The sequence below is a fragment of the Paenibacillus sp. JT22N7 genome (genome assembly GCF_059383875.1).
Genome location: NZ_JBXENY010000001.1, coordinates 1,039,757 through 1,052,783 on the forward strand (window position 1 = coordinate 1,039,757; position 13,027 = coordinate 1,052,783).

At 50.0% G+C, this 13,027-nt stretch carries 16 protein-coding genes; all 16 read left to right on the forward strand.

What is annotated here, in order from left to right; genetic code table 11:
* Nucleotide 1 precedes the first annotated feature (1 nt).
* Nucleotides 2-181 (forward strand): capping complex subunit for YIEGIA, encoded by a 180-nt coding sequence (locus tag AC50Y5_RS04665; RefSeq protein WP_494858724.1) that lies wholly within the window; start codon nt 2-4, stop codon nt 179-181.
* Nucleotides 182-259: 78 nt separating this feature from the next.
* On the forward strand, nt 260-1,582 hold the full coding sequence (der, locus tag AC50Y5_RS04670) for a ribosome biogenesis GTPase Der (RefSeq protein WP_056028842.1): 1,323 nt from the start codon (nt 260-262) through the stop codon (nt 1,580-1,582).
* A gap of 12 nt (nt 1,583-1,594) precedes the next feature.
* Entirely contained in the window at nt 1,595-2,203 is a 609-nt protein-coding gene (plsY, locus tag AC50Y5_RS04675) for a glycerol-3-phosphate 1-O-acyltransferase PlsY (RefSeq protein WP_494858726.1), read from the forward strand.
* Between the two features lie 7 nt (nt 2,204-2,210).
* Nucleotides 2,211-3,245 (forward strand): NAD(P)H-dependent glycerol-3-phosphate dehydrogenase, encoded by a 1,035-nt coding sequence (locus AC50Y5_RS04680; protein ID WP_056032655.1) that lies wholly within the window; start codon nt 2,211-2,213, stop codon nt 3,243-3,245.
* Between the two features lie 102 nt (nt 3,246-3,347).
* Nucleotides 3,348-3,623: a stage VI sporulation protein F gene (locus AC50Y5_RS04685; RefSeq protein ID WP_056028838.1), complete on the forward strand. Its 276-nt coding sequence runs from the start codon at nt 3,348-3,350 to the stop codon at nt 3,621-3,623.
* 151 nt (nt 3,624-3,774) lie between these two features.
* Complete coding sequence (locus AC50Y5_RS04690; RefSeq protein ID WP_056028836.1) at nt 3,775-3,954, forward strand: DUF2768 family protein; 180 nt, start codon at nt 3,775-3,777, stop codon at nt 3,952-3,954.
* Nucleotides 3,955-4,008: 54 nt separating this feature from the next.
* On the forward strand, nt 4,009-4,305 hold the full coding sequence (locus tag AC50Y5_RS04695) for a 2Fe-2S iron-sulfur cluster-binding protein (protein ID WP_056028834.1): 297 nt from the start codon (nt 4,009-4,011) through the stop codon (nt 4,303-4,305).
* A 110-nt stretch (nt 4,306-4,415) separates the two neighbouring features.
* A complete protein-coding gene (locus AC50Y5_RS04700; protein ID WP_056028832.1) occupies nt 4,416-5,033 on the forward strand; it encodes a nucleotidyltransferase family protein in 618 nt (205 codons plus the stop codon).
* Nucleotides 5,030-5,374, forward strand: coding sequence for a 2Fe-2S iron-sulfur cluster-binding protein (locus AC50Y5_RS04705; RefSeq protein WP_056028830.1), 345 nt, complete (start codon nt 5,030-5,032; stop codon nt 5,372-5,374). Before AC50Y5_RS04700 ends, AC50Y5_RS04705 begins: the two co-directional genes overlap by 4 nt.
* Nucleotides 5,375-5,402: 28 nt before the next feature.
* A complete protein-coding gene (locus tag AC50Y5_RS04710) occupies nt 5,403-6,161 on the forward strand; it encodes a YphF family lipoprotein (RefSeq protein WP_056028828.1) in 759 nt (252 codons plus the stop codon).
* Nucleotides 6,162-6,466: 305 nt separating this feature from the next.
* Entirely contained in the window at nt 6,467-7,945 is a 1,479-nt protein-coding gene (spoIVA, locus tag AC50Y5_RS04715) for a stage IV sporulation protein A (protein ID WP_056028826.1), read from the forward strand.
* 279 nt (nt 7,946-8,224) lie between these two features.
* Nucleotides 8,225-9,349 (forward strand): sugar ABC transporter substrate-binding protein, encoded by a 1,125-nt coding sequence (locus AC50Y5_RS04720; protein WP_494858731.1) that lies wholly within the window; start codon nt 8,225-8,227, stop codon nt 9,347-9,349.
* Between the two features lie 49 nt (nt 9,350-9,398).
* On the forward strand, nt 9,399-10,913 hold the full coding sequence (locus tag AC50Y5_RS04725) for a sugar ABC transporter ATP-binding protein (RefSeq protein ID WP_494858733.1): 1,515 nt from the start codon (nt 9,399-9,401) through the stop codon (nt 10,911-10,913).
* Nucleotides 10,913-11,899 carry an ABC transporter permease gene (locus AC50Y5_RS04730; RefSeq protein ID WP_494858735.1) on the forward strand — a complete coding sequence of 329 codons (987 nt, stop codon included), beginning with the start codon at nt 10,913-10,915 and terminating at the stop codon, nt 11,897-11,899. The genes AC50Y5_RS04725 and AC50Y5_RS04730 overlap by 1 nt, the downstream gene beginning before the upstream one ends.
* A 147-nt stretch (nt 11,900-12,046) precedes the next feature.
* The gene (locus AC50Y5_RS04735; RefSeq protein WP_074904845.1) at nt 12,047-12,358 is read left to right on the forward strand and encodes an HU family DNA-binding protein; all 312 of its coding nucleotides are present in this window, start codon (nt 12,047-12,049) and stop codon (nt 12,356-12,358) included.
* 127 nt (nt 12,359-12,485) lie between these two features.
* Nucleotides 12,486-12,707: a trp RNA-binding attenuation protein MtrB gene (mtrB, locus tag AC50Y5_RS04740; RefSeq protein ID WP_046232031.1), complete on the forward strand. Its 222-nt coding sequence runs from the start codon at nt 12,486-12,488 to the stop codon at nt 12,705-12,707.
* The last annotated feature ends 320 nt before the right edge of the window (nt 12,708-13,027 follow it).

Genomic DNA, 13,027 nt, shown 5'->3' on the forward strand with positions numbered 1-13,027 from the left:
CATGGCGAATATTGTTGCAGTCGTTTCGAGCAACCGGGATGTCGCAGGAGGCGGTGCACCGATCTTTTTTACAGACAATGAACAGGAACTGGAGCAGACAGCTTTTCTGCTGGAGAAGATTTTGAATGCCAATGCCCATAATCTAAAAAATGGCGTCATTATCCTCGTTAATCACCTTTAACATGAAAAGTTAGCCAAGGCGGCTGTTTTTTGCTATGATGGTAAGCGTGAGAATTACTGAAGGAGTGAATCGATAACTATGGCAAGACCTGTTATCGCCATCGTCGGGCGCCCGAATGTGGGTAAGTCTACCATATTTAATCGGATAGTCGGCGACAGGCTGGCAATTGTAGAAGATAAGCCGGGGGTTACGAGGGATCGGCTGTACGGCACCGGAGAATGGAATGGCATAGCCTTTAATATTGTAGATACAGGCGGCATTGAAATTGATGGTGAAGATGAAATTATGAAATCGGTTCGGATGCAAGCCGAGCTGGCAATTGAAGAGGCAGATGTCATTATTTTTATGGCAGATGCGAAAGCGGGCCTCACCCATTCGGATGAGGAAGTGGGACAAATGCTGTTTCGCTCCCGCAAGCCTATCGTACTCGCTATTAACAAGGTAGACAATGCGGGACGTATGGACGAGGTATACGAGTTTTATGGCTTAGGCTTTGGCGAACCGATTGCCATTTCCGGCTCCCACGGCATGGGCATTGGCGATTTGCTGGATGCTGCCGTATCGAAGCTGCCAGAAATCGAAGATGTTGAATACGAGGAAGATGTTATTCGCGTTGCGTTGATTGGACGTCCAAACGTTGGCAAATCCTCGCTTGTAAATGCGCTGCTTGGCGAAGAACGCGTGATCGTCAGCAATGTAGCAGGTACAACTCGCGACGCTATTGATACGCCTTTCGAGCGCGATGGACAGAAGTACGTGCTGATCGACACGGCTGGTATGCGCAAGCGCGGCAAAGTGTACGAATCCACGGAAAAATACAGCGTTATGCGTGCGATGAAAGCAATTGAACGCGCTGACGTTGCCCTCATCCTAATTAATGGCGAGGAAGGCATTATCGAGCAGGACAAGCATATTGCAGGCTATGCGCACGAAGCGGGCAAAGCATCTATTTTTGTCGTCAACAAATGGGATGTCGTCGAGAAGGACGAGAAAACGATGCAAGCTTTCTCCCAGACGATTCGCGACCACTTCCTGTTTATGTCGTATGCGCCGATCGTTTATTTATCCGCGCTTACGAAGTCCCGTCTGCATAAGCTGCTGCCTGTCGTGAATCACGTTTCGGAGCAGCATGCTTTGCGTATTCAGACGCATTTGCTGAATGATATTGTTGGAGATGCGGTTGCTTACAACCCGCCGCCAACCGACAAAGGCAAACGTCTGAAAATCAACTATGTGACACAAGTGGCGACAAAACCGCCGACGATTGTCATTTTCGTCAATGAGCCAGAGATGATGCATTTCTCATATGAGCGTTATTTGGAAAATAAAATACGGGCAGCGTTTAATTTCGAAGGCACGCCGCTACGGTTATTTACACGTCGCAAGTCAGACGAGGATTAGGGGAGAAGAGGCGTGCTGTACTCAGCCATTGCAGTTATTATCAGTTATTTATTAGGTTCCGTTTCATTCAGCATCGTCATCGCGAAATGGCTGAAAGGCATTGACATTCGCGAGCATGGCAGCGGCAATGCCGGGGCGACGAATACGATTCGCGTGCTTGGTAAAGGGCCGGGTATTACGGTCTTTTTGCTGGATATTGCAAAAGGGGTAGTAGCTGTACTGCTGGGAGAGTGGCTCAGCGGAGGCGACGCGGCAAGCTGGACGCCTGCTTTATGCGGCCTTGCAGCTATTATTGGCCATAACTGGCCGATTTGGTTTCGTTTTAAAGGCGGCAAAGGCATCGCGACAACCGTTGGTGTCATTTTAACGCTTGCTTTCTTGCCAGCGCTGCTTGCGGGTATCGTCGCTATACTTGCTATTGCCATTACGCGCTTCGTATCGCTTGGTTCCTTGCTGTTCGCAGCATTGACGCCGATCTTTATTGCTTTGTTTACTAGCTCTTTGCCGCTGCTTTGCGCGAGCCTTGTATTATGCGTATTCGCGTTTGTTCGTCATAAGGCGAATATTGTGAAGCTGTTTAAGGGAACGGAGAACAAGCTTGGCGCAAAGAAAGGAATGTGAGTCCAATATGGCAAAAGCAAAGACCGAACAAGCGCGCCGCGCTGCGGTGCTTGTAGCGGGAAGCTGGGGAACAGCGCTTGCTTCCGTTCTGGCTCGCAACGGCTATGAGGTGCTGTTGTGGACGCGTAATGCGGAGCAGGCTAGCGGCATCAATGAAAGCCGCATGAATGCTAAATATTTGCCAGGCGTAACGCTTCCTGAAGGTCTTAAGGCAACGACCGACTTGCAAGAAGCGCTCAGCGGAGCGGAGCTTGCCCTATTCGTTGCTCCATCCGGCGCCATGCGGGAAGTGGCGAAGCAGGCTGCTCCTTATCTTCCAGCTCAGACGCTTTGCGTCCATGCGACAAAAGGCTTTGAAGCCGATACGCTGAAGCGGATGACGACGGTGCTTTCCGAAGAGCTAGGCCGTACAACTGAGCAAATTGTGGTGCTGTCTGGCCCGAGCCATGCGGAGGAAGTCATAAAACGCCAGCCTACAACCGTTGTTGTCGCTTCGGCGGACATGAAAGCTGCCGAGCAAGCACAGGATGCTTTCATGAGCTCCGATTTTCGCGTATATACGAATCCGGATGTCGTAGGCGTTGAAGTAGCTGGCGCGATTAAAAATATTATCGCGCTCGGTGCTGGCTTATCCGACGGGCTCGGCTTCGGCGATAACGCCAAAGCGGCACTGCTGACGCGAGGCCTTGCAGAGATTGGACGCTTAGGCGCTGCCATGGGCGCCAATCCGCTCACCTTCGCTGGGCTTGCCGGCGTTGGCGATCTGGTCGTTACTTGTACGAGCCAGCACAGCCGCAACTGGCGTGCGGGGCATATGCTGGCGGATGGTACGCCGCTTGGCGACGTGCTCACCAAGATGGGCATGGTCGTTGAAGGCGTGCGTACGACGCGTGCCGCGTTTGAGCTGGCGAAGCGCTATGAGGTTGAAATGCCGATTACCTCGCAATTGTATAAGGTGCTGTTTGAGGAGTTTTCGCCAAAAGCAGCCGTTGAGCATCTTATGGGCCGGTTAAAAACCCATGAGATTGAAAGCATCGGCTAAGACAGGCGCCTACACCAAACGATTTCCTTGCTCATATGATATCCCATCGGAGCTAAAGCTTAAGAGCAACGAGCTGAAGCGATTGCGATGGGAGGTTAGTGCATGGGAAAAAATATTTCAAAAGACGTGCTCGGCGCAATCAATAAAAAAACGGGCAAAAATATTTCCGAAAACTCGGTCAAGAAGCTGGCCAGCGGTGTAACGGATTCGACAATGCAGAACGAAGCCGAACTACGCAAGCTGATCAAGCAAGTGGCAGAGATGGCGAAGGTGCCTGTTGCGGAATCGACTATAAACGATATTGTCAAAGCCGTTAAGGCGACCGGCATGAATATGGGCAGCATGGAATCGCTTGTCAAAATGATGATCAAGAAGTAACAAATCCTTATATTTGGGCAAAAGCGCAAAGCTTTGCTGCAGCGGAGCGATTCCGCAGCGGCAATTTTGCGCCTTTTGTCCTTTTTTGCAGTCAATGATATAATATGGGTTGCATTTATTACATTGGTGAAGAGTGGGAGAAGAGTCGACTATGGATGCTATGATGAAAATGTGGGTTTCGCTGATCGGCATCGGCTTAATGGCCATTTCGGCGGTTATCATTACATTTGCCCGGATTAAGACGAAGGGGATCGTCAAATTTATTTTATCGCTGATTGCTTTTGTTTTGCTGGTCATTGGTTTTATTTGCGGAGTCATTTCCATTATTTAACGGTTATACGAGGGGCATACATACATCCAGATAGAGAAGGGGACGGTTGCGTTTATGATTGAGCTTACGGGGAGAACGAAAACGGCGATTGTAGAAGCGGAGGACGGGCTGTCGCTGCTGGATTTGGCCATGAAGCATAATGTGGATTTTGCTTTCTCTTGCACACGGGGCACCTGCGCCCGTTGTCGCTGTCATGTGATTGAAGGGGCTAGCGGGCTTGAAGGGATAACGGATCAGGAATGGGATCGTATGGACCCGGAAGAGTTTGAAGAAGGCTATCGCCTTGCTTGCCAGGCGATTGTAAAGTCGGTTGATGTGAACATTAAAGCGGTTAACAAGCCTTATTTTTAAAATATAAGCATTTATAAGTTTCACCACCTCGTCATTTGTTGCTTTAACGGGTAGTTGGAGTTGATAGAGCAGAGTGCGCCGCCATTAATTTGATGAAGGAAGTGCAAGTGATGAGCATTAGAGGACAAATCGAGCAAGCGTTAACCTCCATTGCCCAGCTGACAGCCGGAAGCGGTGCTCCTTGGATCGTTGGGGGCAGCGCAGGGCTTATGCTGAGAGGCACGGCGCTGAACAGCGAACCTAGAGATTTGGATTTATACACCGATGAGGCTGACGTCGCTCGTCTTCATGCCTTGCTGCAGCCTTTTTCCACAGATATGCCTGTATTGGATGAGACGGGTATTTACCGTTCCAGGCTGAGCCACTATCTCATCGACGGGGTACCCGTTGAGCTTGTAGGCGGATTTGTTGTGCGAGCACACGACAGCTGCTACGAGACGCAGGTGCGTTCGCTGCTGCTGCCTTACGCAGAGCAGATAAAGGTTGGCAGAGGCGGCTCTGCACCCGCTGCGACCGTGTCTGTTGTGCCGCTGGCCCATGAGCTATGGTTTAATGTGCTTCGTGATCGTCCAGATCGTTATGAACTGATTATTGAAGCGTATTGCGAGGATGAAGCCCGCCATAAACCAGCGCTAGAGCAATTGGAAAGCTGCAATCAGCTCAGTGCAGCGCTGAAAGCGGAAGTGCGCCGCTGGATTGCGGAGCAGCGGGTAGGGCAGCTGATATGAGCGCCGAGGTGACGTTTCTGCCTGCTGGCAAAACCATTAAGGTGCGCCCTGGTACAACGCTGCTGGACGCTGCAAGACAAGCGGGTATTGCGGTAAGAACGCGCTGCGATGGCAATGCCGCTTGCTTTATGTGCAAAATGGAAGTAAAGCCAGGCAGCGAGCTGATGCCAATCGGTGAAGTGGAACGGCGCAAGCTTGCAGGCATGGAAGACGGCATACGGCTGTCTTGCCAGGCGCGCGTGAAAGGCAAGGTGCAGGCCGAAATTCCGATGGACCCGCTGCGCGCAGCGGTGCTTAGGCAGCTGGCAAAACAGGCCGAGGAAGATGATAAGCTTTGGTAAGGCTGGAGAGATAGGGGGACGCGTTAAAATGTTTAATTTCGTGCTTGCGCATCCAGTTAGCCGCGGGCTATGGGCGCGGAGGGCAGCGCTGCTGGCAGCTGCCGCCGTGCTGCTGGTGTTAACTGGATGCATGTATCCGAATGATCGCCTATCGCAAAATCAAGGCGCTCCGAAAGAGGCGGTCCGCAATGTACAGGCCGCAATTGATGAGTATAAGGCAGATACGGGTGTACTGCCAATTAAGAATAGCACGCCTGAAACGCCGTTATATGAGAAGTTCATCCTTGATTTCGTTCCGCTGCAAGGAAAAGGGTATTTGGGTGACATTCCGTCCGCGGCATTTGAGAAGGGCGGCAATTTTTATTTTTTAATTACGGATGAAGAAACAGATCCTAAAGTTCGATTGATGGATTTGCGCATTTATCAGCAGATTAACGATATTTCGAGCTGGGTGCAGGCGTATTCCACTGCTAATGCGGGCAAGCTGCCGAAGGGCGACGAGGCTTACCCGGGCTTTTATTATGTGGATTACAATTTGCTTGGCAAAAAAGCGCCTACGATTGTCAGCAGCTACTCAGGCTTGACGATGGCGGCAATGCTGGACGAGAAAGGCCAGATTTATGCGGATTATGGCCCTGATCTCATGCAGGCGATCCAGAAGGATGGCGAAACGTCCTTCGCCGCCGATTTCGACCTGCGCAGGCTGTTGGTCGAGCGGGATGTATTTGTGCCAGTAAAGGCTCCCGTCTATAATTGGGTGGACGGGCAGCCGCAGGCGGTATCGTAAATTTCATATCAATTGATGTTCATAGGCTATGATTTTGGCATCCTCCAAGCTTGATTCCTCAAGAATCGGTTTGGAGGATTTTTTGCTGTATTGGCATACTGCAGCGGCATTTCTCATATAACTCAATCTTGGAAGGGCAAGAACGTGAAAGAAGCTTTAAAAGATTTCATAACAATCGTCATAATCGGAGAGTTGGAACAATAGGATATTACTAGTCCTAAAAGCTGTACGAGTTGCGTCGCTGGCCTGCCCTCTTGTCCGGTGGAAGGCGGCGAACCGGGAAATCAATTGGGAGGGGATATTCAGTGGAGAAAGTAGACATTTTCAAGGACATAGCCGAACGTACCGGTGGGGATATTTACCTCGGTGTTGTAGGGGCTGTCCGGACGGGCAAATCAACGTTCATTAAGCGGTTCATGGAAACGGTGGTGCTCCCTAACATTACGAGTGAGGCTGATCGTATACGAGCCGTAGACGAGCTGCCGCAAAGCGCCGCGGGCAAAACCATCATGACAACCGAGCCAAAATTTGTGCCAAACCAAGCGGTGCAATTGAAAGTAGCCGAAGGGCTGGAAGTAAATATACGGCTGGTCGATTGCGTCGGCTATGCGGTAGAAGGTGCGAAAGGCTATGAGGATGAAAATGGGCCGCGGATGATTACAACGCCGTGGTTCGATGATCCGATTCCTTTCCAGGAAGCAGCGGAAATCGGCACGCGCAAAGTCATCCAGGAGCACTCTACATTAGGCGTAGTCGTAACGACTGATGGTTCTATCGCAGAAATCCCGCGCAGCTCCTATGTAGAGGCCGAGGAGCGGGTCATCAGCGAGCTGAAGGAAGTAGGCAAGCCGTTTGTGCTGATTATTAATTCGACGCGTCCACGCAGCGAGGAAGCGCTGCAGCTGCGCTCCGAGCTTCAAACGAAATATGATATTCCGGTCATTACGCTCAGCGTAGCAACGATGGGGGAAGAGGAAGTTATTTCGGTACTGCGCGAAGTGCTTTACGAGTTCCCTGTTCATGAAGTCAATGTGAATCTGCCAAGCTGGGTAATGGTACTTAATGAAAATCACTGGCTGCGCAGCAACTATGAAAACTCGGTCCGCGATACGGTAAAGGATATTCGCCGTTTACGGGATGTGGACCGGGTAGTCGCGCAGTTTATGGATTACGACTTTATCGCCCGGGCGGGACTCAGCGGCATGAATATGGGGCAGGGCGTAGCCGAGATCGACCTGTATGCGCCGGATGAGCTGTATGACCGGATTTTGATGGAAGTGGTCGGCGTAGAAATTCGCGGCAAAGATCATTTGCTTCAGCTAATGCAGGAATTTTCCCACGCGAAGCGGGAATATGACCGATTCGCCGAAGCGCTGGAAATGGTTAAGGCGACGGGCTACGGCATTGCAGCTCCCACGCTTGCAGAGATGGCGCTCGAGGAGCCGGAGCTCATTCGCCAAGGCTCAAGATTCGGCGTAAGGCTGAAAGCAACAGCTCCATCTATCCATATGATCCGCGTCGATGTGGAATCGGAATTTGCGCCGATTATAGGCTCGGAGAAGCAGACCGAAGAGCTCGTACGATATTTGATGCAGGATTTCGAGAGCGATCCCATCAAAATTTGGGAGTCCGACATTTTCGGCCGCTCGCTGCATTCGCTCGTAAGAGAAGGCATTCAGGGCAAAATTGCGATGATGCCGGACAACGCGCGTTACAAGCTTCAGGAAACGCTGGGCCGGATTATTAACGAGGGTTCCGGTGGCCTGATCGCCATAATTTTGTAAAGCATTCGGACATAGTTGAATACAGCCGCTGCTTGAAAGGCCTAACGGGCTTTCAAGCAGCGGCTGCTTTGCATTTGCGGCGGTTGGTGCTCGGGCAATTGCAGCTATTAAAATGAGGTTGCAATTTTTGAAAAGCGTTACTATAATGACAATTGTCGCGTCAAACGATTTTTTTCGACAATATACTAAATTCCGATTGACATAGTGGGATAAAATGATATGATTGCAAAGAAGCAATACACTGATGATAGAGACATGAGATGGGGAGAGGGAAAGAACATGAAACAATGGGGTAAGCTTTCGTTAACAATTTTTCTAGCTGCAGTACTGCTGGTAATATCGGCTTGCGGAGCGGCAAAAAACAATGCGCCGGCAGGTGAAGCATCGGCCTCGCCGACAGCATCAGCTGAAGCTACAGCAGACAATGCAGCTGGCGGAAGCAGCGATTTGGCAGCATTAAAGGGTAAAAAACTTGCGCTTGTTATGCAATTTAATACAGGAACCTTTTCATCTCAATATGTAGAAGGGGTGAAAGAGCAAGCTCAAAAATTTGGCGGAGAAGTAACGGTTTTCGCATCCGACAATGACTTGGCGAAAATGTCCTCTAACCTTGATGCAGCAATCAACCAAGGCTTTGACGGCATTTTGATTGACCATGGACAAGCTGCGGCGCTCGAAGCGGGAATTAAAAGAGCGAAAGAGCAAGGCATTTCTGTTGTCGTATTCGATGCAGATGTGAAAGTGGATGGCGTGCCTGTATTGCAGCAGGATGACCAGAAAATGGCTGAAATTACGCTGGAGCAGCTCGCTAAAGATGCTGGCAGCAAAGGCAATATCGTTAAAGTATGGGTAGCAGGCTTTGCGCCAATGGAGCGCCGCCAAGTGGCCTACAAGCAGTTCCAAGAGAAATATCCTGACATTAAAGAAATTGCCGCTTTCGGTAATGCCAACAACCCGGCGCTTGATACGCAATCGCAGATGGAAGCCATTTTGCGCCAATACCCGAACAAAGGCGATATTACAGCAGTATGGGCGGCTTGGGATGAGTTTGCAAAAGGCGCTTCCCGTGCTATTCAGCAAGCTGGCCGTACAGAAATTAAAGTATACGGCATCGACATGAGCGATGAGGATCTGCAAATGATTCAAGACAAAACGAGCCCTTGGGTCGCTTCGGCAGCTGTTGATCCTAAAGATATCGGCCGCGTACAAGTTCGTATTTTGTACAAAGAATTCAAAGGCGATGCAAATGAGCCTTTAGTCGTTCTGGAGCCGGTATACGTTCACCGTGATGCGTTGCCAGAAGAGAAAGTCAGCACTACACAACTTTCCGAGCATGTAGAAGGCTGGGGAAGCAGCACACAAGGTTATGAGGATTGGATGAAAGATTTGGAAGCATTGAAATAAGGGCTTGCCCTAAGCAATATGCACATGCAGGGATGGAGAGATGCAAACGATGAGTGCAAACAAACAATTGCAAATGAAGGGAATCCGGAAAGCTTTTTCCGGCATTCCCGCTCTCCGGAATGTTGATTTTATCTTGCAAAGCGGTGAGGTCCATGCGCTGCTTGGCGCCAATGGCGCGGGCAAAAGCACGCTGATGAAAATTTTATCAGGGGCCTACAGCCAGGATGAAGGAACCATCGTAATCGATGGACAGCAAGCTCATATCAGTTCGCCAGGGGATGCCAAGTCATTGGGCATCCATTGTGTTTATCAGGAGGTTGATACCGCACTGGTTGCACAGCTTAGCGTAGTGGAGAATGTCATGCTGGATCGCATTTCGGCGAAAGGAAGCAAGGCGTGGCTGAACTGGAGCAAGCTGGAGAAGGAGGCAGAGGAAACTCTGGCTCGTTTAGGTGCGCGTATTCCCGTTCGGAGGAAGGCAGGAGAGCTGACGCTTGCAGAAAAACAGCTCGTATTAATTGCGCGCTTGCTGACCGAGAAAGCCAAATATGTCATTTTTGATGAACCGACCGCCCCTTTGAGTTTGGAAGAAGCGGAGCGGTTATTCCGTGTTATTGCCCAGCTTAAGTCAGAAGGTATCGGCATCGTATTCATTTCCCACCGCTTGCCGGAAATATTCCAAATTTGCGATCGTGTAACCGTTATGCGTGATGGAGAGAGGATCGTTACCGAGGCTGCAGCCGCCATGACGATGCAGGACGTCGTCCACGCCATGCTCGGACGAGTGTTCGAGGAGGAGTATCCGAAGCTGGATGCGACAATTGGGAAGCCGCTCCTGAACGTAAACGGCATTCAGCGGGGACATCAGGTTAAGGATGTCAGCTTTGATGTGAAGAGCGGTGAAATCGTTGCGATAGTCGGCCTTGTAGGGGCGGGAAAAACGGAGCTTTCCCGTCTGCTGTTCGGTGCAGACAAAGCGGATGGCGGTACGGTAAGCGTAAATGGACAGGCCGTCAATCTGGCTTCGCCAGCGGATGCGTTTAAAGGCGGGCTTGTGCTTGTGCCGGAGGAGCGCCGCAAGCAGGGGATTTTGGTAGAGGAATCGGTTAAAAACAATCTCAGCTTGCCGATTTTGGGTGTGCTATCCAAGCTCGGCTTTTTGTCAGGGAAACGCGAGACGAATAATGCTGAAGCTGTAATTGGGCGGCTTGGCGTCAAAACCTCCTCGCCAGAGCAGAAGGTCGCGCATTTGAGCGGGGGGAACCAGCAGAAGGTGTCCATTGGCAAATGGCTGCCTACCGGCGCAAGGGTGTATTTGTTTGATGAGCCGACAAAAGGTGTAGACATTGGCGCCAAAAGCGACATTTTCAAAATAATCGGAACACTCGCAACCCAAGGAAAAGCTATTGTATATTTGACCTGTGAATTTGCCGAGGCGATCGGGATTGCCGACCGGATTATGGTCATGTGCGACGGGAAGCTCGTCAAGCAGTTTGGACGCGGTGAAGCGACGCAGGAGAAGCTGATGCTATATGCCAGCGGTGGAAAGGATGAAACGGTGTAATGGAGAAGTTTTCAAGCTTTTTATTTAAATATGGCTCGCTCATCGTTATTGCAATTGTCATCTTATTTTTCTCATTATGGGATGAGCATTTTTTCACTTATGCCAATCTTTCTGATATTTTGCGTTCGATTTCTATCGTGACCTTTGTTGCGATTGGCGTAACCTTTTCGCTGACAGTAGACGGCTTTGACTTGTCGGTAGGCTCGACGGTGTCGCTGACGACGGTTGTAACCGCCGCTATGATGGTGTGGTTTGAGCAGCCGCTTGTTGTTGTGCTTATCGTGGCAATCGCGATCGGCGCCTTGGTAGGGCTGCTTAACGCGCTGCTCATCGTGCGCATCCGGATTCCGGATCTGCTCGCTACGCTTGCTGTGATGTACATTGTTGCCGGCATTCACAAAACGTATACGAAGGGCTACTCGATCTACAACAATATGCCGATGCCTGACGGCTCGACTGCGCCAGGCGTTTTCAACAGCTCGTTCCTATGGCTGGGGCAAGGCAAAATCGGCCAAATTCCGGTGCCTGTTATTTTGATGGTCATCGCTGTTATAGTCGTCCATCTGTTTTTCAAATACAGCAAATGGGGACGTCAAATGCAAACGACAGGCGGCAATGAAGAAGCAGCACGCTTGTCCGGCATCCGCGTTCGCCGCATTCGTACAGCCGCCTATGTGGCTTCAGGGGTCTTTGCTGCGATTGGCGGGGTATTGTTTGCCGCACGTGTTGGAACCGGGCAAATTGACGCTGGAGCGCCTATGATGATGGAGGCCGTCGCGGCCGTATTTGTTGGATATTCCGTGTTTGGCGCGGGCAAGCCGAATGTGATTGGTACTTTTTTTGGAGCGCTGCTGATCGGGGTGCTATTGAACGGTTTGACGATGATGAAGGTGCAGTATTATTCCAATGATATTATTAAAGGTGTCGTGCTCGTTTTGGCGCTCGCCGTTACGTTCATTCATCTGAACAAACGCCGAAATGGCTAGCTGATTTTAATGAGAATCGTGAAAAAATGCTGAAACACGCTGAAATACTTGAAATTGCTAAACGGCTGTATTACTATAGGTTTGGTAAATGCATAGAAAACTATGGCATGTATATTTTTAGGTAATTCCGTTAATAAGAGGGATAAGATGACTCTTCATTTGCCTAATAGGGAGGTGAAACGAATGAATAAAACGGATTTGATCAACAAGGTTGCTGAATTATCCGATCTGTCCAAGAAAGATGCGACTAAAGCAGTTGATGCTGTATTTGATGCCATTTCTGATGCGCTTCAAGGCGGCGACAAAGTCCAACTTGTTGGCTTTGGCAACTTCGAGGTTCGCGAGCGTCAAGCTCGTAAAGGACGCAATCCGCAAACCGGTTTGGAAATTGATATTCCGGCTAGCAAAATCCCGGCTTTCAAGCCAGGCAAATCGCTTAAGGATCTCGTATCCAACTAACAGCAGCATTCGTTAAATCGGCGTCCGGACGTTAGCGTTCGGGCGCTTTTTAAGTAGATATGCGTTTATAAGTGTGACACTTATAAACGACCTGTCTATCAGAGAGGAACGACAAGGGGGATGGAGAATGGAGCCGACAAACAGCGATTTTATCGTCATTAAGGCGAAGGATCAAGGGGTACAGGTTATCGGGCTGACCCGCGGGCAAGATACGAAGTTTCATCACACCGAAAAGCTGGATCGCAACGAAGTGCTGATCGTACAATTCACGGATCATACTTCAGCCATTAAGGTGCGGGGAAAAGCGGTCATTATGACGAAGCATGGCCAAATAGAGACCGACCAATAGCGACCTGCCGCTCCCTTCTGCCTTGATGCAGGGCGGGAGTTTTTTTATGGCGGAAGCAGCCGCTCCAGGCATAGGCGGGACCAAATGTTTGTACAATGGGTATGAGGACATATTCGTGCGTACACACTTGGTATAAAAGGGTGTAAACGAGCTTTTGTCACTAAGTTGACAAAGCCGTTTACGCTTGAAATATAAGAATGAATGAGGCATGCTGCTCATCATAATGCTTATATTTCTCCGCGAAACGAGCTTTTGCCATTAAGTTGGCAAAGCCGTTTACGCTTGAAATATAAGAATGAATGAGGCATGTCGCTCATCAT